This is a genomic window from Aeromicrobium sp. P2_G6 (assembly GCF_056403535.1).
Genome location: NZ_JBFUFH010000002.1, coordinates 482,270 through 504,327 on the forward strand (window position 1 = coordinate 482,270; position 22,058 = coordinate 504,327).

The 22,058-nt window shown below is 68.9% G+C and carries 22 protein-coding genes and 2 tRNA genes; 18 read left to right on the forward strand and 6 right to left on the reverse strand.

What is annotated here, in order from left to right; all coding sequences use genetic code 11:
- Positions 1–26: 26 nt before the first annotated feature.
- The 7 genes from AC1DVU_RS08890 to AC1DVU_RS08920 all read left to right on the forward strand — a co-directional run bounded on the left by AC1DVU_RS08890 (position 27) and on the right by AC1DVU_RS08920 (position 6,908).
- The gene (locus AC1DVU_RS08890) at positions 27–1,175 is read left to right on the forward strand and encodes a glutamate--cysteine ligase (RefSeq protein WP_476922077.1); all 1,149 of its coding nucleotides are present in this window, start codon (positions 27–29) and stop codon (positions 1,173–1,175) included.
- Complete coding sequence (locus AC1DVU_RS08895; RefSeq protein WP_476922078.1) at positions 1,172–1,816, forward strand: mycothiol-dependent nitroreductase Rv2466c family protein; 645 nt, start codon at positions 1,172–1,174, stop codon at positions 1,814–1,816. The genes AC1DVU_RS08890 and AC1DVU_RS08895 overlap by 4 nt, the downstream gene beginning before the upstream one ends.
- A 160-nt stretch (positions 1,817–1,976) precedes the next feature.
- Complete coding sequence (locus tag AC1DVU_RS08900; RefSeq protein WP_476922079.1) at positions 1,977–2,870, forward strand: alpha/beta hydrolase; 894 nt, start codon at positions 1,977–1,979, stop codon at positions 2,868–2,870.
- Between the two features lie 16 nt (positions 2,871–2,886).
- Positions 2,887–4,425: a CDP-glycerol glycerophosphotransferase family protein gene (locus tag AC1DVU_RS08905; RefSeq protein WP_476922080.1), complete on the forward strand. Its 1,539-nt coding sequence runs from the start codon at positions 2,887–2,889 to the stop codon at positions 4,423–4,425.
- A 33-nt stretch (positions 4,426–4,458) separates the two neighbouring features.
- Entirely contained in the window at positions 4,459–4,917 is a 459-nt protein-coding gene (locus tag AC1DVU_RS08910) for a ribose-5-phosphate isomerase (protein WP_476922081.1), read from the forward strand.
- On the forward strand, positions 4,910–5,722 hold the full coding sequence (locus AC1DVU_RS08915) for an Fpg/Nei family DNA glycosylase (protein ID WP_476922082.1): 813 nt from the start codon (positions 4,910–4,912) through the stop codon (positions 5,720–5,722). Before AC1DVU_RS08910 ends, AC1DVU_RS08915 begins: the two co-directional genes overlap by 8 nt.
- 10 nt (positions 5,723–5,732) lie before the next feature.
- Entirely contained in the window at positions 5,733–6,908 is a 1,176-nt protein-coding gene (locus AC1DVU_RS08920; RefSeq protein WP_476922083.1) for a PP2C family protein-serine/threonine phosphatase, read from the forward strand.
- On the opposite strand, the gene AC1DVU_RS08925 is transcribed toward AC1DVU_RS08920, so the two are convergent.
- Complete coding sequence (locus AC1DVU_RS08925) at positions 6,829–7,698, reverse strand: oxidoreductase (protein ID WP_476922084.1); 870 nt, start codon at positions 7,696–7,698, stop codon at positions 6,829–6,831. The genes AC1DVU_RS08920 and AC1DVU_RS08925 overlap by 80 nt on opposite strands.
- Before the next feature lie 41 nt (positions 7,699–7,739).
- Here AC1DVU_RS08925 and AC1DVU_RS08930 point away from each other — a divergent pair, with 41 nt between their 5' ends.
- Entirely contained in the window at positions 7,740–8,312 is a 573-nt protein-coding gene (locus AC1DVU_RS08930) for a YdeI/OmpD-associated family protein (RefSeq protein ID WP_476922085.1), read from the forward strand.
- A gap of 1 nt (position 8,313) precedes the next feature.
- Here AC1DVU_RS08930 and AC1DVU_RS08935 read toward each other — a convergent pair whose 3' ends face one another.
- The 3 genes from AC1DVU_RS08935 to AC1DVU_RS08945 form a co-directional block, all read right to left on the reverse strand.
- Positions 8,314–8,952: a hypothetical protein gene (locus AC1DVU_RS08935; protein ID WP_476922086.1), complete on the reverse strand. Its 639-nt coding sequence runs from the start codon at positions 8,950–8,952 to the stop codon at positions 8,314–8,316.
- 383 nt (positions 8,953–9,335) lie between these two features.
- A tRNA-Gly gene (locus tag AC1DVU_RS08940) sits at positions 9,336–9,409 on the reverse strand.
- Positions 9,410–9,456: 47 nt separating this feature from the next.
- On the reverse strand, positions 9,457–10,002 hold the full coding sequence (locus AC1DVU_RS08945) for a nucleoside/nucleotide kinase family protein (RefSeq protein WP_476922087.1): 546 nt from the start codon (positions 10,000–10,002) through the stop codon (positions 9,457–9,459).
- Positions 10,003–10,033: 31 nt separating this feature from the next.
- Here AC1DVU_RS08945 and AC1DVU_RS08950 point away from each other — a divergent pair.
- From AC1DVU_RS08950 to AC1DVU_RS08965, 4 genes are all read left to right on the forward strand, one after another.
- Positions 10,034–10,107, forward strand: a tRNA-Pro gene (locus AC1DVU_RS08950).
- A gap of 155 nt (positions 10,108–10,262) precedes the next feature.
- Positions 10,263–11,630, forward strand: a complete 1,368-nt coding sequence (tig, locus tag AC1DVU_RS08955) for a trigger factor (RefSeq protein WP_476922088.1) — start codon at positions 10,263–10,265, stop codon at positions 11,628–11,630.
- A gap of 56 nt (positions 11,631–11,686) precedes the next feature.
- Entirely contained in the window at positions 11,687–12,946 is a 1,260-nt protein-coding gene (locus tag AC1DVU_RS08960) for an esterase/lipase family protein (protein ID WP_476922089.1), read from the forward strand.
- A gap of 27 nt (positions 12,947–12,973) precedes the next feature.
- Positions 12,974–13,456 carry an SRPBCC family protein gene (locus AC1DVU_RS08965; RefSeq protein ID WP_476922090.1) on the forward strand — a complete coding sequence of 161 codons (483 nt, stop codon included), beginning with the start codon at positions 12,974–12,976 and terminating at the stop codon, positions 13,454–13,456.
- Between the two features lie 6 nt (positions 13,457–13,462).
- On the opposite strand, the gene AC1DVU_RS08970 is transcribed toward AC1DVU_RS08965, so the two are convergent.
- Both AC1DVU_RS08970 and AC1DVU_RS08975 read right to left on the reverse strand, forming a co-directional pair.
- A complete protein-coding gene (locus tag AC1DVU_RS08970; RefSeq protein ID WP_476922091.1) occupies positions 13,463–14,104 on the reverse strand; it encodes a flavin reductase family protein in 642 nt (213 codons plus the stop codon).
- A 106-nt stretch (positions 14,105–14,210) separates the two neighbouring features.
- Entirely contained in the window at positions 14,211–14,948 is a 738-nt protein-coding gene (locus AC1DVU_RS08975; protein ID WP_476922092.1) for a GntR family transcriptional regulator, read from the reverse strand.
- A gap of 122 nt (positions 14,949–15,070) precedes the next feature.
- On the opposite strand from AC1DVU_RS08975, the gene AC1DVU_RS08980 reads away from it, so the two are divergent.
- Genes AC1DVU_RS08980 through AC1DVU_RS09005 form a run of 6 tightly spaced genes read left to right on the forward strand, consistent with a single transcriptional unit; the run spans position 15,071 to position 22,055 of the window.
- Positions 15,071–15,964 carry a TIM barrel protein gene (locus AC1DVU_RS08980; RefSeq protein ID WP_476922093.1) on the forward strand — a complete coding sequence of 298 codons (894 nt, stop codon included), beginning with the start codon at positions 15,071–15,073 and terminating at the stop codon, positions 15,962–15,964.
- A gap of 23 nt (positions 15,965–15,987) precedes the next feature.
- Positions 15,988–16,911 (forward strand): 5-dehydro-2-deoxygluconokinase, encoded by a 924-nt coding sequence (iolC, locus tag AC1DVU_RS08985; protein ID WP_476922467.1) that lies wholly within the window; start codon positions 15,988–15,990, stop codon positions 16,909–16,911.
- Entirely contained in the window at positions 16,911–17,804 is an 894-nt protein-coding gene (locus AC1DVU_RS08990; protein ID WP_476922094.1) for a Cgl0159 family (beta/alpha)8-fold protein, read from the forward strand. The genes iolC and AC1DVU_RS08990 overlap by 1 nt, the downstream gene beginning before the upstream one ends.
- Positions 17,801–18,652 (forward strand): 5-deoxy-glucuronate isomerase, encoded by an 852-nt coding sequence (gene iolB, locus AC1DVU_RS08995; RefSeq protein WP_476922095.1) that lies wholly within the window; start codon positions 17,801–17,803, stop codon positions 18,650–18,652. The genes AC1DVU_RS08990 and iolB overlap by 4 nt, the downstream gene beginning before the upstream one ends.
- Positions 18,649–20,562, forward strand: a complete 1,914-nt coding sequence (iolD, locus tag AC1DVU_RS09000) for a 3D-(3,5/4)-trihydroxycyclohexane-1,2-dione acylhydrolase (decyclizing) (RefSeq protein ID WP_476922096.1) — start codon at positions 18,649–18,651, stop codon at positions 20,560–20,562. The genes iolB and iolD overlap by 4 nt, the downstream gene beginning before the upstream one ends.
- The gene (locus AC1DVU_RS09005) at positions 20,559–22,055 is read left to right on the forward strand and encodes a CoA-acylating methylmalonate-semialdehyde dehydrogenase (protein WP_476922097.1); all 1,497 of its coding nucleotides are present in this window, start codon (positions 20,559–20,561) and stop codon (positions 22,053–22,055) included. The genes iolD and AC1DVU_RS09005 overlap by 4 nt, the downstream gene beginning before the upstream one ends.
- The last annotated feature ends 3 nt before the right edge of the window (positions 22,056–22,058 follow it).

A 22,058-nucleotide genomic window follows, 5' to 3' on the forward strand; every position in this document is an offset into this window, starting at 1 on the left:
CTCACGATCTCAGGCAGGATGGGCACATGGAAATCCCGTTTGCCGAGTCAGAGCGCTCCACCGTGGGCATCGAGTGGGAGCTCGCGCTCGTCGACTCGGACTCCGGGGACCTCCGCCAGGTGGCGCAGACCGTGCTCGACGCGGTCGCGCCGGACGGGGGTGGCGAGCATCCGCACATCCGCCAGGAGCTGCTGCTCAACACCGTCGAGATCGTCTCCGGGATCTGCCACACCGTGCGTGAGGCGGGCGCGGACCTCGAGCGGGCGATCGAGGAGATCCGCACCGTGACCGACCCCTTGCGGGTCGAACTGATGTGCGCCGGCACCCATCCGTTCGCCGCGTGGGACCACCAGAAGGTCACCGACAAGCAGCGGTACGCCACGCTGATCGACCGCACCCAGTGGTGGGGCCGCCAGATGCTGATCTACGGGGTCCACGTCCATGTCGGCATCGAGGACCGCGACAAGGTGCTGCCGATCAGTCGCGCACTGCTGACGTACTACGGCCACCTCCAGGCGCTCAGCGCGTCGTCGCCGTTCTGGGGTGGCAAGGAGACCGGGTACGCCTCCAACCGCGCGCTGATGTTCCAGCAGCTGCCGACCGCAGGGCTGCCGTTCCAGTTCGAGGAGTGGAGCCAGCTCGAGGGCTACGTCGACGACATGATGCACACCGGCGTCATCGACGTGTTCGACGAGATCCGATGGGACCTGCGGCCTTCTCCCAAGTTCGGCACTCTGGAGGTACGCGTGTGCGACGGGATCCCCTCGATGGCCGAGCTGCTGAGCATCTCGGCGCTCACGCACTGCCTCGTCGAGCACTTCTCGTCCGAGCTCGATGCCGGCCGCGAGCTGCCGACGGTGCCGCCATGGTTCGCGCAGGAGAACAAGTGGCGCTCCGCCCGCTACGGCATGGACGCGATCCTGATCCTCGACAAGCACGCCGAGGAGGAACTCGTCACGACCCACCTGCACCGCGTCCTGGAGCAGCTCGCTCCCGTCGCGGAGCGCCTCAAGTGCACCGACGAGCTCGCCGGGATCCACGACATCATCTCGGGCGGCGCGTCCTACCAGCGCCAGCGCAGAGTTGCTGCGATGCATGGCGGTGAGCTCGATGCCGTGGTCGGATCCCTCGTCGAGGAAATGCGAGCGGGTCGTCCGTTGTTGAAATTTCCATGACCTTTACTGACACCGTCCCGTCCGCGACCGCCTCGACCTCGACCGAGGCGGTCGATTTCTGGTTCGACCCGTTGTGCCCGTTCGCCTGGATCACCTCGCGCTGGATGCTCGAGGTCGAGCAGGTCCGCGACGTCCACACGACGTTCCACGTCATGAGCCTCTCGGTGCTCAACGCCGACAAGGACGTCGACCAGCGCTACAAGGACATGCTGGAACGCGGCTGGGGCCCCGTACGCCTCGCGATCGCCGTCGAGCAGGCCCACGGCACCGAGGCGCTGCGGCCGTTCTACACCGCGATCGGCACCAAGCACCACAACGAGGGACGCGAGTTCGACAAGGCGCTCTACGAGGAGGTGCTCGAGGAGATCGGCCTGCCGATGGACCTGGCCAACGCCGCCGAGGACGCGTCGCTCGACGACGCGGTGCGCGCCTCGCACCAGGACGGCATCGAGCGGGTCGGCGAAGAGGTCGGCACCCCGGTCATCTCGATCGGCGGCACGGCATTCTTCGGCCCCGTGCTCCAGAGCATCCCGCGCGGTGAGGTCGCCGGCTCGGTGTTCGACGGCGCGCGACTGCTCGCGAGCTACCCGGACTTCTTCGAGCTCAAGCGCACCCGCAAGGGCGAGCTGAATTTCAACTGAACGTCACGTGGTCTCGATACACCCGCTCGTTCCGCCCCCTACTCGCAGAGCTCCTGGGGGGACCCCCAGCGGGCACTCGACCAGCTTTCCACCGCTGGTCGAGTGAGCCCGAGGAACGAGGGCTCGTATCGAGACCAATCAACGCCACTAGGCTCTTGGCATGACGCTTCACCCGCAGTCCCGCGCACTGCTCGACGCGCTCGGACCATCCTCGTACGGCTCGCTGGGCGAGACGTACGAAGAGGTCCGGGCGACGGCGCGGGCCGCCGCGCTGGCGAGCACCGACCGGATCGGCCTCGACGACGTGAGCGACGTCGACGCCGACGGTGTGACATGTCGCCTCTACCGCCCACGCCAGGGCGCTCCGGTGGCGCTGTACGTGCACGGTGGCGGCTGGGTGCTGCACGACCTCGAGACGCACGACAGCTTCTGCCGCTACCTCGCCCACACCACCGGCTGGGCGCTGTTGGCGGTCGACTACCGGCGGGCGCCGGAGCATCCCTACCCGGCGCCGCTCGACGACGTGCAGACCGCCGCGAGGTGGCTGCGTACGCATGACCGTGAGCACCGCGTCGACGGGTCGTTCCTGCCGGCGATCGGCGACTCGTCAGGCGCCAACCTGGTTGCCGGGCTGGCCGTGCGTGAGCCGGCCGCCATCGACTTCCAGGTGCTGATGTACCCGCCGGTCGACCGCCGCGCCGACCTGGACGGCCCCGACGACAACGCGGCGCTCGAGCGCGAAGCGATGGAATGGTTCTGGAAGTCGTACGCTCCCGGCGACGCCGGGGACCTCCCGGAGGTGTCGGTCGTCAACGCGACCAACCTGGCCGACCACCCGCCCGCGCTCCTCGTGACGAACGAGCACGACCTGTTGCGGGACCAGGGCGAGGCCTACGCTGCCCAGCTGGCTGAGGCTGGCGTCGACGTGACGGCGTTCCGCGCTCTGGGGATGGTGCACTCCTACTGGCGGCAACCGGCCATCTTCGATGCCTCGCGGACCAGCGTGACGATGGTCGGGGCGTTGCTCGACGCCCGTCGGGCGCGCACACGCTGACTGGCATACTGGGCGCGTGAGTGGGGACCTGCGACTGTCGAGCAAGCGCACCCAGGCTCTCCGCAAGAAGGTCTCCGAACGTCCTCGCCTGATCGTCCTGCCGTTCGTCGGACTCGTACTGGTCGTGCTGCTCGCCTTCCTGCCGGACCCGCCGACGTTCGTGTCGCTGCTCGTCCTGGTCGCGGGAACGTTCCTGATCCCTCGCATCGCGGACACACCGTCCTACTCGTACGGGCTGCCGGGTGTCCCCGACGGTCCACCGAAGCCGAGCCGCATCCCGGTGGAGGCCCACACGTGGGTCAGCCTCACCGCCGCTGCGATCGCGGTGGCGCTGACGATCCTCGATGCCCCCTGGCCGGCGTTCGCGGCACTGGCGGCCCTGGCGGCGGCCGCGTGGCTCGCCTGTGCGGCGACGATGCTCCGCTACCTGCGGCACGGCCGGAGGGTCCGCCACGCCCTCGAGGCGTACGCGCCGACCATCGCGATGGGGTTCGCCGGGCGATCCGGTGGCCCGTGGCAGCTGCGCATGTGGGAGCCCTACCTGCTGCGGTCGGGCGAGCGTTGCGTCGTCATCACGTTGAACGAGAAGTACCTCCCGCTGATCCTCGAGGGCGCCGACCTGAAGTCGCCGCTCGTCCAGCTCGGGTCGCGGGGCGTACGCGATCTCGACTCGCTGTACGTGCCGTCGTTGCGGGCGGTGTTCTATGTCCAGAACGCACAGGCCAACAGCGGTTTCATGGCGCACACCCATCTGACCCACGTGTGGCTCAACCACGGTGACTCGGACAAGCCGGCCAACTTCAACCCCCGCCATGCCCTGTACGACCTGCTGGTCGTGTGCGGGCAGGCCGGCATCGACCGCTACGAGCGCCACGGCATCCATGTCGAGCCCGAGAAGTTCCGGGTCCTCGGGCGGCCGCAGGCTTCAGGGGTCGTCCCGGCACGCGGTCCCATCGCCGAGCTGAAGCCCAAGACCGTGCTCTACGCGCCGACCTGGCACGGTGTCGACGAGACGGTCAACTTCTCCTCGCTGGAGCGGGGCCCGGAGATCGTACGTGCGCTGATCGAGCGCGATGTCGAGGTCATGTTCCGGCCGCACCCCCTGAGCTATCGCTGGCGCCGTCGCCGCGCGGCGATCAAGGAGATCCGCGGCATCATGCGGGCCGACCGCGAGGCGACCGGACGCCATCACCGGTTCGGCAACACGGTCGACAAGATCTGGAGCGTCGTGGACTGTGCCAACAAGTCCGACGCCCTGATCTCGGACGTGTCCAGCGTCGTGTCCGACTTCCTGCAGTCCGAGAAGCCCTATGCCATGACGAGCATGCGGTCCGGGGTCGAGGAGTTCCGCGAGGAGTTCTCGGTCGCCCAGACCGGCTACGTGCTGCTGGGTGACCTGTCCAACCTCGACGAGGTGCTGGACGACCTCCTCGAGCGCGATCCGCTGGCCGCAGCACGTGCTGAGCGCAAGCGCTACGTGCTCGGCGACTTCGTCGGCGACGAGTCGGCCGAGGCGTTCGCCGCGTTCGTACGCGACCTGGTCCGAGGTGCCTGACCGTGCCGTCATACGAACTGAAAGACTGAGCACATGCGCGTCCACATCGGCTCCGACCACGCCGGCTTCGAGCTCAAGACCCACCTGATCGCCTGGCTCACCGACAACGGCTACGAGCCGGTCGACCATGGCGCACACGCCTACGACGCCGAGGACGACTACCCGCCGTTCTGCATCGATGCGGCGACCGCAGCTGTTGCCGAGCCCGGCTCGCTGGCCATCGTGATCGGCGGATCCGGCAACGGCGAGCAGATCGCGGCCAACAAGGTCAAGGGCGCCCGCGCCGCGCTCGGCTGGAGCACCGAGACCGCGTCGCTCGCACGCCAGCACAACGACGCCCAGGTGCTCGCTGTGGGAGGGCGCATGCACACCGCCGAAGAGGCGATCGCGATCGTCGAGACGTTCCTGACGACGCCGTGGAGCCACGCCGAACGTCACCAGCGCCGGATCGACATGCTGCTCGCCTACGAAGAGACCGGCGAGCTTGCCTGAGGGGCATACGCTCCACCGCCTCGCGGACGAGCTCCGCACCGCGTACGGCGGACGCGCCGTCACGTCCTCGAGCCCGCAGGGCCGGTTCGCCGCCGAGGCCGCTCGCCTCGACGGGCACGTGCTCGAGGGCGCCGAGGCGTGGGGCAAGCATGTCTTCGTGTCGTTCGCGGACCTGCCGGAGCAGGTGCACGTCCACCTCGGTCTCTACGGCACGTTCATCGTCACGCCCGGCGCGGGGCTGCCGGTCGTTGGCCAGGTGCGGTGGCGGATGGAGGCGGGGTCGACGGCCGACCTCCGTGGCCCCAATGTCTGCCAGCTGCTGACGCCCCCGGAGGTCGATGCGCGCATCGCGCGGCTCGGCCCCGACCCGCTGCGCCCCGACGCTGACCCCGATCGCGCCTGGCACCGGATCCACCGGTCGACCGTGCCGATCGCCTCCCTGCTCATGGATCAGGCCGTGCTGGCGGGTGTGGGCAACGTCTATCGTGCGGAGGTCCTGTTCCGCAACGAGGTGGCGCCGATGACTGCCGGTCGTCGCATCACGCGCAGGAGCTGGGACGCCATGTGGGTCGACCTCGTGGAGCTCATGCGCGAGGGCGTGCGTACCGGTCGCATCGACACCGTCCGGCCCGAGCACGAGCCGGAAGCCATGGGACGCCCGCCGCGGGCCGACGACCACGGGGGAGAGGTGTACGTCTACCGGCGCGACGGGCAGCCCTGCCTCGTGTGTGGCACGCCCGTACGTCGCCGGGTTCTCGCCGGAAGAAACTTGTTTTGGTGCGCCACCTGTCAACATCGTGGATAGGCTCGATCCTGTGACAACTGGCCTGCGGCGAGCGCTGCCCCCGGTGGCGAGCTACATCGACGACCGCATCGTCCGATGGCGCACCGGCACGAGCGAGGGACAGTTCGCGGTCCTCGCGGCCCTGCTGCTCATGTCCACCGGCATCATGCTGGTGTCGCTGTTCAGCTACAACACGTTTCCGGCCGCGACGTTCGTGATCCCGATGCTGCTCGGCTCGATGGCCCTGCGCTACCGGACCCTGCTGCTTCTCGTGCTGTTCGTCGTGGTCGCCACCGCGGTCACGGTGACGAAGGAGACCGTCCAAAGCGGCATGACCACCGGACGGGTCAGCACGCTGACGGTCATGGCACTCGTCGCGATCATCGTGTTGTTCGAGTCCAGCCGTCACCGCAGCGGCCTGCCGGGCCGGCTCGGCGAGGCGATGCTGGTCGAGCTGAAGGACCGGCTCCAGGCCCAGGGCGTCGTGCCGACGCTGCCGGAGGGCTGGAAGTCGCAGTCCGCGATGCTGTCGGCCGGGGGTGCCAAGTTCGCCGGTGACTTCCTCGTCGCCAACCTGTCAGAGGACGAGACCAAGCTCGAGATGGTCCTCGTCGACGTCTGCGGCAAGGGCGTGGCCGCAGGCACCCAGTCGCTGCAGTTCGCGGGCGCCCTCGGCGGCCTCATCGGCGCGCTGCCCCCGCTCGGACTGTTCGCTGCCGGCAACGACTTCCTGATCCGCCAGAACTGGGACGAGGGCTTCGCCACGGCGGTGCATGTCCTCGTCGACCTGAAGACGGGCGGCTATTCCATCATCAACGCCGGGCACCCGCCCGCGCTCCGCTGGAACTCCGCGACCTCGGTCTGGGATGTCGACGGTGCGCGCGGCACGGCGCTGGGCATCATGAAGCGCCCGGACTTCCACCAGACCACGGGCCGGCTCGAGGTCGGTGACGCCCTGATGTTCTACACCGACGGGGTCGTCGAGTCGCGCACGCAGGACTTCACAGCTGGCATCGAGTGGCTGCGCACGGAGGCCGCTGCGGTCGTCTCGACCGGGTTCGACCAGGCACCGCGACGCATCCTCAAGCTGGTCAGCTCAGGGGACGACGACCGCGCCGTCCTGATCCTCAGTCGCCCCGGGGTTCCGGCCCAGTTGGTTGAGGAAACTGAGTCTTCAGCATCGCGTCCCAACCCCGTGCTCCCATGAGGGCGCGACTGCGGATCGAGAGCGTCGCCGACGGCGTCACGGTGTAACGGATCCTTGGCCGCCGCACGCTCAGTGACTTCTCGATGACCTTCGCGACCGCGTCAGGCCCGCCACCCAGCCGGCGCATCGGACCGGAGTAGACCTCCTTCGTCGCCTTGGCCACCTCGGCGTTGAAGTCGGCGTAAGGGCCGTCGCTGTTGCCGTCCATCGAGGCCACCGCGGCGTTCTCGAAGTTCGTCGTGATGAGGCCCGGCTCGACGAGCACGACCTTGACGCCGAACCCGGCGACCTCGAAGCGCAGCGCATCGGACAACGCCTCCACGGCGTACTTCGTCGCGTGGTAGGCCCCGCCGCCGGGGAACACGAGCCGGCCGCCCATCGATGAGATGTTGACGATGCGTCCCGCGTGCTGCGTGCGCATCGCCGGCAGGACGAGCTGACACATCCGCAGGAGCCCGAACACGTTTGTCTCGAACTGTCGGCGTACGTCCTGCAGGTCGAGCGTCTCGACGGCGCCGGACTGCGAGTAGCCGGCGTTGTTGACGAGGGCGTCGATGCGCCCGGACTCGCCGAGCACCGTGTCGACGGCCGAGGACATCGACTCCTCGCTCGTGACGTCGAGTGCCAGGGTGCGACAGCCCGCCGACGCGAGGTCCGCGAGCGTTTCTGGCTTGCGGGCCGTGGCGTAGACGCTCCAGCCCGCACGCGCCAGACGGGCGGCCGTGGCCTCCCCGATGCCGGACGAGCAGCCGGTGATGAGCACGGTTCGGGCGGGATTGCGATCGGTCATGCCGCTCAGTATGGCCGCGAGACCGTGATTACGATACGAAGATGCCCGATGACCCGGAGCCCATACGATTCGCCGATGTCGCCGAGGCGGAGGGCTGGTACGAGGCACACCACACCGACACCGATCGCGCCTGGTTCGTCATCGCCAAGAAGGGCTCGGCTCTCCAGACGCCGACGTTGGCGGAGCTGCTCGACCTCGCTCTCGCCTACGGCTGGATCGACGGTCAGAGGCGAAGGCTCGACGACGAGGCGTACTGCCAGTCGTACGGGCCGCGGCGTGCGCGCAGCCCGTGGTCGCAGATCAACCGCGACAAGGTCGCGGCGTTGACCGCTGCCGGGCGGATGCGCCCCGCAGGGCTCGCCGAGGTCGAACGGGCCAAGCAGGACGGCCGGTGGGACGCCGCGACGGCGAGCCCGTCAACGGCCGAGGTGCCCGAGGACTTCCTGGCGGCTCTTGAGGCGAGCCCGGCAGCGAAGGAGTTCTTCGGGACCCTCAACAAGCGCAACACGTTCGCGGTCTACTACCAGCTCCATCACGCCAAGCGGCCCGAGACCCGCGCCCGACGGATCGAGAAGCTCATCTCGATGTTCGAGCGCGGGGAGACCTTGCACTGACCTACCAGGTCCGGTCGACCTTGCGGTGGTAGTGCGTGCCGGCCTTGCCGCCCGCCAACGCCGCGAGCAGCGTCGCGAACAACGCCGCGGCGATCGTGACGGCACCGCCGAGCGTCAAGTCGTCCGTCGGGATCGGCACGTCCGGGATGTCGACGCGGTTCATGACGTCGTACTCAGACCCGTACACGGCGCCGATGACCGCGGCGATCACGACGACGAGCAGGCTGATGAGCCACACGGCCCAGCCCTGTCGCGTGCCGTCGAACCGCGACATGCGGCCGGCGACGTACCCACCGGCATAGAAGCTGATCAGCAGCACCACGAGCAGCACGATCGCTGCGCCGATGCTGATCTCGCCGCTCTGCCGCTCGAGGTCGGACTGGGTGATGTCCCTGGCGTCTCCCACCGCCGCGGCGATCGCGCTGATGATGCTCGACAGCAGGACCGCCATGCCGACTGCCACGAGCCAGCCGAAGAAGCCGGCGCCGATGTTCATGCCGCCCCACTCCTCGCGGCGAATCTGCTCGACCTCGGCGACCCGCTCTTCCGGGTCGTCGTACACCGTGCGGTCGTCCACATCGCGTGTGCGGGTGTCCCGGTCGTCGTCGTGGTGCTCGCGCTTGTCCCTGGTCCAGATCATGGCCGTCTCCTGTCTGCAGCGCGCATGCGCGCCAACCGTCCCTCACGAGGAGGCTTGCCGGCGGAGTACCCAGTTCGCAGGAATTTCACGCTCGAGGAGGAGCGTGATGGAGCGGACGACGATCCCTTATCCGGCGCCTGCGGCGCGAGGGAGGGGCCCATGAGTCCTGTCGTCCGCAGACGAGCGCCTGCGGCGCGATGGAGCGGACGACGATCCCTTATCCGGCGCCTTCGGCGCGTCGGAGGGGCCCATGAGTCTCGTCGTCCGTCGACGAGCGCGTGCGGCGCGATGGAGCGGACGACGATCCCTTATCCGGCGCCTGCGGCGCGAGGGAGGGGCCCATGAGTCTCGTCGTCCGCAGCGGACGACTACGTCGTGAAGAGAGCGGACGACGAGACTCGAACTCGCAACATTCTGCTTGGAAGGCAGAGACTCTAACCAATTGAGTTACGTCCGCGAAGCCTTGCGGCAACGACATCCATCTTGCCACATGGCCTGCGCAGATCAGGCGCCGGTACGCACGACGAGGTCGGCGTGGCGACGCGTCTCCTCGGACGTGAAGTGTGCCGCCTCCTGGGCCGCCCACATGTCCCAGAAAGGGGCAAACGTGTCGCCGTCGCGTGCCAGCGCACGCTGCTTGCGGACGTCGACCGGTGCCTCGACCCAGATCAGCAGGCTCAGGAACGGCCGGATGACCGCCGCGCCACTGCCCACCCCATCGATGATCAAGGTCGGGGCCGGGGGCACGTACAGCGTGGGCCCCGGACGGTCATTGACCCAGTCCCAGCGCGCGGCCTTGCCGATCTGGTCGATGGCGATCGCGTCGAGGATGCCGCGGACCATCGGGGGAGTCGCGGCCAGCCCGTGCCAGCCGGGGTAGAGGTCCTCGAGGTGGAGCACTGCGGCGCCGGCGACCTCGGCGAGCTGGTCGGCGAGGCTCGTCTTGCCCGATCCGCTCGGTCCGTCGACCGCGACGACGGTCGTCGAGCCGCACGCGGGCTGCCGTTCGCGGATCAGGGCGACGATGTCGTCGTACCGGTGCGAGGTCACGGGGCAAGTGTCCACTAGACTGACGCGGCTACGGGATGTAGCGCAGCTTGGTAGCGCATCCGCTTTGGGAGCGGAGGGTCGCAGGTTCAAATCCTGTCATCCCGACTTTTGACTTCAGACGTACGTCCGCGGTCCGGCCGAGACTCGATTCGGGGCTTCTTGGCGCTCATGAGAGACTGGTACGTCGCTGTATTTGCCCGACGTACGTCGGCCGCAGCCCCCAACCGTCAAGCATCGAGATCATGCAGGAGATCAGTCACGTGAAGAGCACCACCGAGACACTGAGCCCCACCCGGATCAAGCTCACCATCGAGGTGCCGTTCGAGGAGTTCAAGCCCAGCCTCGATGCTGCCTACAAGACCATCGGCTCGCAGATCACGATCCCCGGCTTCCGCAAGGGCAAGGTCCCCGCGGCGATCGTCGACCAGCGCGTCGGCCGCACCGCAGTCCTCGACGAGGCCATCAACTCCGCGCTGCCCGGCTGGTACAGCCAGGCCCTGCAGGACACCAAGATCCAGCCGCTGAGCCAGCCCGACATCGACCTGTCGAAGTTCGAGGACGGCGAGCCCATCGAGGTCACGGCCGAGCTCGACGTACGTCCTGAGCTCGAGCTGCCCGACGTCTCGACGATCGAGGTCACGGTCGAGGACGCCGCCGTCACCGACGACGACGTCGAGGAGCAGCTCACGGCGCTCCGCGAGCGCTTCGCGACGTTCGCCGAGGTCGACCGGGCCGCTGCCGAGGGCGACTTCCTGACGATCGACCTGTCGGCGTCGCAGAACGGCGAGGACATCGAGGCCGCCCAGGCCGAGGGCATGCCCTACACGATCGGTCGCGCCACGATGCTCGACGGCCTCGACGAAGCCGTCATCGGCCTCAAGGCCGGCGAGACCAAGACGTTCACGACCAAGCTCGTCGGCGGCGACCTCGCCGGCCAGGACGTCGAGGTGACCGTCACGGTCAAGGACGTCAAGGAGCAGCAGCTCCCCGAGCTCGACGAGGAGTTCGCCCAGACCGCGTCGGAGTTCGACACGATCGAGGAGCTCCGCGCCGACCTGACGGACCGGGTGACCCGTGGCAAGCGCATGGAGCAGGCCAACGAGGCTCGCGACCTGGTCCTCGACGAGATCGTCAGCAAGATCGACGCACCGCTGCCGGAGAACCTCGTGACCGAGGAGATCGACAGCCGCCGCCAGCAGATCGAGCAGCAGCTCGCGATGGCCGGTGTCGAGTTCCAGACCTACCTCGACGACGAGAAGCAGACGATCGACGAGTTCGAGGCCGACCTCGAGAAGCGCGTGCGCGACTCGCTGATCGCGCAGTTCGTGCTCGACCAGATCGTCGCCAACGAGGAGTTCGGCATCGACGACGCCGAGCTGTCGCAGCACATCATGCGTCGCGCCCAGCAGTCGGGCGAGGACCCCAACGCGTACATCCAGCACATCATGGAGCACAACCACGTGCCCGAGATGGTGAGCGAGGTGCTGCGCGGCAAGGCGCTCGCATCGCTCGTCGAGTCCGCCAAGGTCACCGACAAGTCGGGCAACGCCATCGAGCTGTCCAAGCTGCGGGCCGACGGCACCTACGCCGAAGAGGGCGACGACGCCGAGGCTCCCGCCGACGCGTGACGCATGACTCCCCGCGGGGAGTTCATTTTCGGTTCGGATACCGGCAGTATGTACGTATGCCCGATGAACCTGCACGGACGACTGACGTCGCGGCGCTGGCTCTGGACTACAGCGACCGCCTGATCGTCGGCACCGTCCGCGAGTTGCACGCGGCCGTCTCGTCGCGCGTGTTCAAGGCGACGCGCGTCGTGGGTGGCCACGTGCCGGAGTCGCTGCACGACGCCGTCGTGACGTCGGTCTACGGCGCGATCTCGGGCGTCCTGCGCGTCTCGAGCGGCTCAGTGCGGGCACTCGCGACGCGCGGCATCGGCCGGCCCATCGAGGACACCCGTCGCGGCCGGCTCGTCGTCGCGGCGGTCAACGGCCTCATCGGCGACGAGCTCCGCATGCTCGACGACCCCCAGGCCATCACGATGGCGATCCGCCACGAGGGGCAGGACGTGCCAGCGACGTCGTGGCCGCTCGCCGAGGCGTTCCGCGACGGCACGAGCCACCCCGTCGTGTTCCTGCACGGGTTGTGCGAGAACGACGAGTCGTGGACCAACGGCGCCAAGGTGCACGGCACGACGTACGCCGAACGGATCCTCGCCGAGACCGACGGCACGCCGGTCATGATCCGCTACAACACCGGCCTGCACATCTCCGAGAACGGCAAGCACCTCGACGTTCTGCTCCAGCAGCTCGTCGAGTCCTGGCCCGTGCCGGTCAGCCGCATCACCCTGATCGGTCACTCGATGGGTGGGCTCGTGGCCCGAGCGGCGACCAACCACGCGACGGCCTCCGGTCAGACGTGGCAGCACCTCGTACGCGATGTGGTCTGCCTCGGCACCCCCCACGCGGGCGCCAACCTGGAGAAGGTTGCGCACCTCGGATCACGCCTGCTGAGGTTCTGGCCCGAGTCGGCCCCGTTCAGCTCGATCCTCGAGAGCCGGTCGGCCGGCATCGTCGATCTACGCCACGGCTACATCACCAAGGACGAGTGGGAGGGTCAGGACCTCACGGGTCAGTGGGGCCTCGACCGCATCGCCGCTGCGCCGCTGCCGCACGCGGAATACCACTTCGTCGCAGCCACGCTCGGTGCCTCGCAGCGGCATCCGCTGAGCGCCGTCCTGGGTGACCTGCTGGTCCACTTCTCATCGGCGACAGGCGTCGGGCGTGCGGGGCCGATCGTCGACGGTGCCACGTTCGAGTACCTGCCGAGCGCGCACCACTTCGCCCTCCTCAACCATCCCCAGGTGGGAGACTGGCTCGTCGAGTGGCTCAACTCCCGCACGCGCAACCTGCGTGCACTGCCGGCCGCACCGCGGCGCGCCTGAGCCACTCGCACACCGAAAGGCTGATCCATGGGGCAACCCCCACTCGAGTCGACGACCCACATCGCCGCGACACCTGACGACGTGTGGGTCGCAGTGTCGGACGTCAAGGCGATGCCACGTCGCAGCCCGGAGCTGGTCGGCATGTGGCTGCTCGGCAAGCCACGCGTCGGCCGCCGGGGCATCAACCTCAACCGTCGCAAGGGCTTCCTGTGGCCGACGTTCAGCCGCATCACTCAGTGGAAGCCGCCGGCCAACGACAACGGCCGAGGGGCGTTCCGGTTCCACGTGTGGCCGACGAACGTCGACTGGTCGTACGAGATCGAGCCCTCTGACAGCGGCACTCAGCTGACCGAGCGGCGCACGGCGCTGCCCAACCCGTCGCTGAGCGTGCGGCTGGCTGCCAAGTACGCACTCGGCGGCGCCGACGCCCACGACGCCGAGCTGCGCGAGGGCATGGGCCGCACACTCGCCGCGATCAAGGCCGAGGTCGAGCACTCACTTCAGCGATAGGGCTTTTCAGCGATAGAGCTCCTCGTCGATGGTCGCGAGCCGCGACGGGTGCACGCGATCACCCAGTCCGTAGAAATGCTGGAAGCTCATGATCAGCGGCCGCCAGCGATCCGGGTCGATGCGATGTGCGGTGCCTGGCATACGGATCGCGTCGTGCACGTGCACGCGGCTGACCTGCACATCGAACAGCAGGATCCCGTCATCGACCGGGTGCAGGTCGACGACGTGCGCCTCGAGGTTGACCGGGCACTCCGCGATTCGGTCGGCGGCGACGGTGTCTGACTGCAGCGCGGTCAATCCCGCGCGGCCGAACTTGTCAGACTCGTGGCGGTAGCCGCGCTCGGCCTTCGCAGGTGGCACGTCGAACCGTCCCGTGGTCAGGGCGAGCCGGTCGACCTCGGTCACCAGGTCGACGGAGGGCAGGTTGAGCACGCAACCGAGGTTGCGCTGCAGGTTGGCCGCGGTCTGCGACCGGGCACCGATGCCCAGCACACCGGTGTGGCCGAGCCAGAATGCCGATGACATCGGCATGATGTTGCTGCTGCCGTCGGGATTGACCGAGGTCACGAGCACGACCGGCGTGCCGAAGTAGAGGATCGCCGGGTCGATCACGGTGTGCGGGTCACGGGTCTGCGTGGAGATGGTCACGCATCCAGCGTGCTGGACTTGCGGCGGCTTGACCGGCGGGTTTCGGACCTGGCGTTTGCGGTCGCAAGGCGCGCGTCAGCGGGCGTAACCCACGCGTCAGCGGAGGTCAGCGGTCGACGAGGGTGAGCTCGAAGGCGTAGAGATCGGGGCGGTACGCGTGGCGGCCGTACTCGACGGCGCGGCCGGCGTTGTCGTACGCCGTGCGGGCCATCGTGAGCAGGGGAGCGCCCTTCTTCTCTCCGAGCAGCGCGGCCTCCTCGGCCCCTGCGCCGCGCGCGCCGATGCGCTGACGGGCGACCCGCATGAGGATGCCCGACGACCGCATGTGCGCGTAGAGGCCGACCTTCTCCAGGTCGACGGCGTCCAGGTCGACGACGTCGACTGGGATGAAGTTGTGCATCAGCGCCAACGGCTGCGTGCCGACGAATCGCAGCCGCTCGAGGGACCAGACGTCATCGCCGATGTTGAGCTGGAGCTCGTGGGCGACGTCCTCCTCGGCGGCGACCTTGCCGACCGCCAGCACCTCGGTGCGCGGTTTCTGGCCTGCGGCGCTGAGGTCGTCGAACAGGCTGGTCAGCTCGACCGAGCGGCGGATCTTGCCGTGCACGACCTGGGTGCCAACGCCGCGCTTGCGCACCAGCATGCCCTTGTCGACCAGCACCTGGATGGCCTGGCGCATCGTGGGCCGGGACAGCCCGAGGTCCTTCGCGAGCGCGATCTCGTTCTCGATGCGCTCACCGGGGGCGATCTCGCCGGTCAGGATCGCCTTCTCGAACTGTTCGGCCACCTGGAAGTACAGCGGGACGGGGCTCGATCGGTCGAGCGTGAACCTGGGTCCTGGCATGCGGACAATGTATCGACTCATGACTAGACGTCAATATGTCAGGACAAAGGGTTGACAGCAGATGTGAGTGGAGACACACTCGTCCTTGATAGTTTGTCAGCACAAACCCGAAGAGGATCAGCATGACCGCGAGCGATCTGCACCTGACCGGCACCCGAGTGGCCGGTGCCCCCATCTCATGGGGGGTGTGCGAAGTTCCTGGCTGGGGCTACCAGCTCCCGGCCGAGCGGGTCATGGCCGAGATGGAGCGGCTGGGGCTCACCGCGACCGAGTTCGGGCCTGACGGGTTCCTCCCGGACGAGCCCGAGGCCCGCAAGACGTTCCTCGAGACGTACAACCTGCAGGCCGTCGGCGGGTTCGTGCCCGTCGTGCTGCACGACTCGGCCCACGACCCCATGAGTGAGGTCGACACCTTCATCGACGCCTGCGTCGCGACCGGCGCCGGCGTCGTCGTGCTCGCCGCCGCGACGGGCGTCGACGGCTACGACGACCGCCCTGTGCTGGACGACGTCCAGTGGAAGACGCTGCTGACGAACCTCGACCGCATCGCCGACCACGCCGCCGAGCGCGGCGTCGTCGCTGTGGTCCATCCGCACATCGGCACCCTCGTGGAGAGCGCCGAGGACGTCCAGCGCGTCGTGGACGGCTCGCACATCGGCTTCTGCATCGACACCGGCCACCTCGCCGCTGCGGGCGCGGACCCCGTCGCGATCACGCTGGCCAATCTCGACCGGGTCAAGCACGTCCACCTCAAGGACGTCGACACCGCCAAGGCCGCCAAGGTCGTGGCCAAGGAGATCACGTTCTCCGACGCGGTCGCCGACGGCATGTGGCAGGTGCTGGGGGAGGGCGACGTCGACATCCGCGCGATGATCGAGGCGCTCGAAGGTGCTGGCTACGACGGCTGGTACGTCCTGGAGCAGGACGTCATGTACAAGGACGGCGAGCCCGAGGGTGAAGGCCCCATCGCCAACGTCCGCGCCAGCCTCGACTTCGTGAAGGCTGTTCTGGCGTGACAGAAAAATTTGAGCTCATCACGATGGGGCGCGTCGGCGTCGACATCTATCCCGAGCAGGTCGGCGTCCACCTCGAGGACGTCACCTCGTTCGCCAAGTTCCTCGGCGGCAGCTCGACGAACGTGGCCGTGGCTGCCGCGCGGCTGGGCCACCGGGTCGCGACCATCACGCGTACGGGCGACGATCCGTTCGGCCGGTTCATCCACACCGCGTTGCAGGGCTTCGGCGTCGACGACACGTGGGTGACCCCGGTCGCCGGGCTGCCGACGCCGGTCACGTTCTGCGAGATCTTCCCGCCCGACGACTTCCCGCTGTACTTCTACCGCGAGCCCAAGGCGCCGGACCTGGAGATCAACGTCGACGAGCTCGACTACGACGCGATCCGCGCCGCTGAAGTCTTCTGGATCACCGGGACCGGCCTGTCACAGGAGCCGAGCCGCTCCGCACACCTCGCCGCCCTCGAGGCGCGCGGGAAGCGTGGCATCACGGTGCTCGACCTCGACTACCGCCCGATGTTCTGGGAGTCGGCCGAGGCCGCGACCGCCCAGATCCAGGCCGCGCTCCCACACGTCACGGTGGCCGTCGGCAACCGCGAGGAGTGCCAGGTCGCGATCGGTGAGACCGATCCGCAGGCCGCCGCCAAGGCACTGCGCGCCGCGGGAGTCGATCTCGCCGTGGTGAAGCAGGGCCCCGCCGGCGTGCTGGGCGTACGCGGCGACGAGTCCGTCGTCGTGCCGCCCGTACCCGTCGATGTCGTCAACGGCCTCGGCGCCGGCGACGCGTTCGGCGGCTCACTCGTCCACGGCCTGCTCAGCGGCTGGGACCTCACGACCACACTGGCGTTCGCCAACGCCGCCGGTGCCTACGTCGCCGGGCAGCTGTCCTGCGCCGACGCCATGCCCACCGCAGGCCAGGTTGCCGCGGTGCTCGAACAGGGGAAAGTCTGATGACCACCGTGAACGCCGAGAGCATTGCGGGCGTCGTCGCGACGCGCGCGCTCCATCCCGAGCGGATCGCGGATCTCGCCGCACGCCGGCAGCAGCCCAAGGGCCTCGTGGGCGACACGGGTCGTCTGCTGCTCGTGGCCGCCGACCACCCGGCCCGAGGCGCCCTGCGCGCGGGCGACAACGCGCTGGCCATGGGCGACCGTGCCGAGCTGCTCAGCCGTATGGTCCGCGCACTCGAACGTCCCGGCGTCGACGGCGTGCTCGGCACGGCCGACGTCATCGAGGACCTGCTGCTGCTGGGCGCCCTCGAGGGCAAGGTCGTCATCGGGTCGATGAACCGTGGCGGCCTCGCCGGCACGGTGTTCGAGATCGACGACCGCTTCACGGGCTACGACGCTGGCTCCATCGCGGCAGCCGGCTACCAGGGCGGCAAGATGCTGTTCCGCATCGACCCCGAGGACCACGCGACCCCGGCGACCATGCAGGCCTGCGCCAATGCCGTCGACGAGCTCGCCGCGCACCAGGTCATGGCCATGGTCGAGCCGTTCATCTCGCGCCGTGACGCCGACGGACGCATCCGCAACGACCTGACCACGGAGGCCGTCATCCGCTCGGCGACCGTGGCGGCCGGCCTCGCGAGCACGTCGGCCTACACGTGGCTCAAGCTGCCCGTCGTCGAGCACATGGACGAGGTCCTCGCTGCCACGACCCTGCCGGTCGTGCTGCTCGGCGGAGAGGTCTCGACGGACCAGGAAGCCCAGTTCGCCGCTTGGTCCAAGGCACTCTCCAGTCCCAACGTCCGCGGCATGGTCGTCGGCCGCACCCTGCTGTTCCCGCCCGACGGCAACGTGGAGGCCGCGGTCGACGCAACCGTGGAGATGATTCGCTCATGACCCACGTGGTGCACGCGGTCGAGGAGATCACGCCCGAGTCCGCAGGCTGGGGATACAGCGGACTGCGCATCATCGAGCTCTCGGCCGGACAGACCGAGACGATGAGCACCGATGGCTCCGAGTACGTCGTCCTGTCGCTGGGTGGCTCCGCCGAGGTCACGGTCGACGGTCAGACGTACGCCCTGGAGGGCCGCAGCGACGTGTTCGCCGGCCCCAGCGATGTCGTGTACGCCCCGCGTGACGCCGAGCTCTCGGTCGCCAGCGACGCCGGAGGCCGCTTCGCGCTCGCCTCCTCGCGCTGCGACAACCGGCTCGAGCCCGCGTACCTGCCGAAGGCCGACGTGCCCGTCGAGCTCCGCGGTGCTGGGCAGTCGAGCCGCCAGGTCAACAACTTCGGCATCCCCGGCGTCCTCGAAGCCGACCGCATCATCGCGTGCGAGGTGCTGACGCCCGGCGGCAACTGGTCGTCCTGGCCGCCGCACAAGCACGACGAGGAGCGCGACGGCGAGACGGCGCTCGAGGAGATCTACTACTTCGAGGTCGCGGACGGCCCGAACGGTCCTGGTATCGGCTTCCAGCGGGTCTACGGCCACGACGGAGCCGACATCGACGTCACGGCCGAGATCCGCAGCGGCGACGCGGTGCTGATCCCGCACGGCTGGCACGGCCCGTCGATCGCGGCGCCCGGCTACGACCTCTACTACCTCAACGTCATGGCCGGCCCCGGCGCCGAGCGCGCCTGGCTGATCTGCGACGACCCGGCGCACACGTGGGTCCGCGACACCTGGGCTGACCAGGCCGTCGACCCCCGCCTCCCGTTCGGAGTCACGCAGGAGGTCAGCGCATGACCGTACGGCTGACTGTCGCGCAGGCACTCGTGCGCTTCCTCGAGGCCCAGCACGTCGAGCGAGACGGTGTCGAGAACGCCTTCTTCGCCGGCTGCTGGGGCATCTTCGGCCACGGCAACGTCGCCGGCGTGGGCCAGGCCCTGCTCGAGCGCGAGGTCGCCGACGAGCCGTCACACCTGCGCTACCTCCAGGGCCGCAACGAGCAGGCAATGGTGCACGCCGCCGTGGCGTACGCCCGTCAGCGCGACCGGCTCGCCGCGATGGCCGTCACCGCGTCGGTGGGCCCCGGCGCGACCAACATGGTCACCGGCGCCGCGCTCGCCACGATCAACCGCCTGCCGGTGCTGCTGCTGCCCGGCGACACGTTCGCCACCAAGGTCGCCAACCCGGTCCTGCAGGAGCTTGAGGACCCGGCCAACGGCGACATCTCGGTCAACGACGCCTTCCGGCCGGTTTCGGCGTACTTCGACCGCGTGCACCGCCCCGAGCAGCTCGCCCCGGCGCTGCTCCACGCCATGCGCGTGCTGACCGACCCCGCTTCGACCGGCGCCGTGACGCTCGCGCTGCCGCAGGATGTCCAGGCCGAGGCGTGGGACTGGCCCGAGGAGCTCTTCGCTCGACGGGTCTGGCACGTCGCCCGTCCGGTGCCCGAGCCGGCCGCGCTCGACCGTGCCGTCGCCGCGATCCGTGGGGCGAGCAAGCCCCTGATCGTCGCCGGCGGCGGCGTCACCTACAGCCGGGCCAACGACGCGCTGCGGGCGTTCGCGGAGGCGACGGGCATACCGGTCGCCGAGACGCAGGCCGGCAAGGGCGCGCTGGCGTACGACCACCCGCAGTCCGTCGGCGCGATCGGCGCCACCGGCACGACAGCCGCCAACGCACTCGCCGCCGAGGCCGACCTCGTGATCGGCGTCGGTACACGCTACAGCGACTTCACGACGGCGTCACGCACCGTGTTCGCGGCGGACGACGTGCGCTTCGTCAACCTCAACGTGTCGTCGTTCGACTCGCACAAGCTCGCCGCGACGAGCCTCGTGGCCGATGCGCGTGAGGGCCTGCGCGCCCTCGCCGCAGCGCTCGAGGGCTGGTCCGTTGACTCTGCATACACGTCGCGTGCGACGCAGCTCGCCGGCGAGTGGGACGCGATCGTCCAGGCGGCGTACGACCGTGACAACCAGCCGTTGCCGGCCCAGTCCCAGGTCATCGGCGCCGTCAACGAGCTCTCCGACCCCCGCGATGTGGTGCTGTGCGCTGCCGGCTCGATGCCCGGCGACCTGCACAAGCTGTGGCGCACGCGTGACCGCAAGGGCTATCACGTCGAGTACGGCTTCTCCTGCATGGGCTATGAGATCGCCGGAGGTCTCGGCGTCAAGCTCGCCGCCCTCGACGAGCACGATGCCCGCGACGTGTTCGTCATGGTCGGCGACGGCTCCTACCTGATGATGAACACCGAGCTCGTGACCGCGGTCGCCGAAGGCGTCAAGATCATCGTCGTCCTGGTGCAGAACCACGGCTTCGCCTCGATCGGCGCCTTGTCCGAGTCGCTCGGATCGCAGCGCTTCGGCACGCAGTACCGCTACCGCACCGAGACCGGCCTCGACGGCGACCGCCTGCCGGTCGACCTCGCCGCCAACGCCGCGAGCCTCGGCGCCGACGTGCTGTCGGCGACCAGCATCGAGGACTTCCGCACTGCGGTCCTCAAGGCCAAGCAGTCCAGCCGCACGACCGTGATCCACGTCGAGACCGACCCGCTCGTACCGGCCCCGGACAGCCCGGCCTGGTGGGACGTCCCGGTGGCGGAGGTCTCCGCGCTCGAGTCGACCCAGCAGGCGCGCACGGCGTACGAGGAGCACAAGACCCACCAGCGCAGCCACCTCGCGCCCACCGACAACGACAAGGACCACGCATGACCACGTATGACCACTGGATCGCCGGCGCGAGTGTCGCGGGCGAGAGCGAGCGCTTCGCGGACGTGTACGACCCCGCGGTCGGCGCACCCAAGTCCCAGGTCCGCCTGGCCACCACAGGCGACGTCGATGCCGCGGTACAGTCCGCCGCGAAGGCGTACGAGACGTGGGGCGAGTCGTCGGTGACGGCCCGCTCGCGCATCATGTTCGACTTCCGCCAGCTGCTCGTCGAGCACGAGGACGAGCTCGCCGCGATCATCAGCTCCGAGCACGGCAAGACGCTCGACGACGCCAAGGGCGAGGTCGTCCGCGGCCGCGAGGTGGTCGAGTTCGCCGCCGGTATCCCGCAGCTGCTCAAGGGCGAGTTCAGCGACCAGGTCTCCGGTGGCGTCGACTCGCACACGTTCCGACAGTCGCTCGGTGTCGTCGCGGGCATCACGCCGTTCAACTTCCCGATCATGGTGCCGCTCTGGATGCACCCCGTGGCGATCGCGTGCGGCAACACGTTCATCCTGAAGCCGTCCGAGCGTGACCCCGGTGCGTCGGACCTGGTGGCGCGCCTCTACCAGAAGGCCGGGCTCCCCGACGGCGTGTTCAACGTCGTGCACGGTGACAAGGTCGCGGTCGACGCGATCCTGGAGCACCCCGGCATCAGGGCCGTGTCGTTCGTCGGCTCGACGCCGATCGCGAAGTACGTCCACGAGAACGCCTCGCGCACGGGCAAGCGGGTCCAGGCGCTCGGTGGTGCCAAGAACCACGCCGTCGTGATGACGGATGCCGACCTCGACTTCGCGGCCGACCACATCGTCGCCGCGGGCTACGGCTCGGCCGGGCAGCGTTGCATGGCGATCAGCGCCGTCGTCGCGGTCGGACCGGTCGCCGACACACTGGTCGACAAGATCCGCGAGCGCTCGATCGGCCTCAAGGTCAGCGTCGGCACCGATCCCGATGCCGAGATGGGACCCGTCGTGACCGCGGCCTCCCGCGACCGCATCATCGACTACATCGGCCAGGGCGAGGACGCCGGCGCCAAGGTGGTCGTCGACGGCCGCGACCTGGTCGTCGAGGGCCACGAAGAGGGCTTCTTCGTCGGTCCCACGCTGCTGGACCAGGTCACCACTGACATGTCGGTCTACACCGACGAGATCTTCGGACCCGTGCTCACCGTGCTGCGGGTTCCGACGCTGGACGCTGCCATCGAGCTCATCAACTCGAATCCGTACGGCAACGGCACAGCGGTGTTCACTTCCTCGGGTGAGGTGGCACGCACCTTCCAGCGGAAGGTCCACGTGGGCATGATCGGCATCAACGTGCCGGTTCCTGTCCCGATGGCCTTCCACTCGTTCGGTGGCTGGAAGGATTCACTGTTCGGCGACCACCACATCCATGGTCCCGAAGGAGTGAGGTTCAACACCCAGGCAAAGGCGGTCACCACCCGGTGGCCGCACGTCAGCGAGGACTCCCTCGCCCAGATGAACTTCCCGACGGCACACTAACCC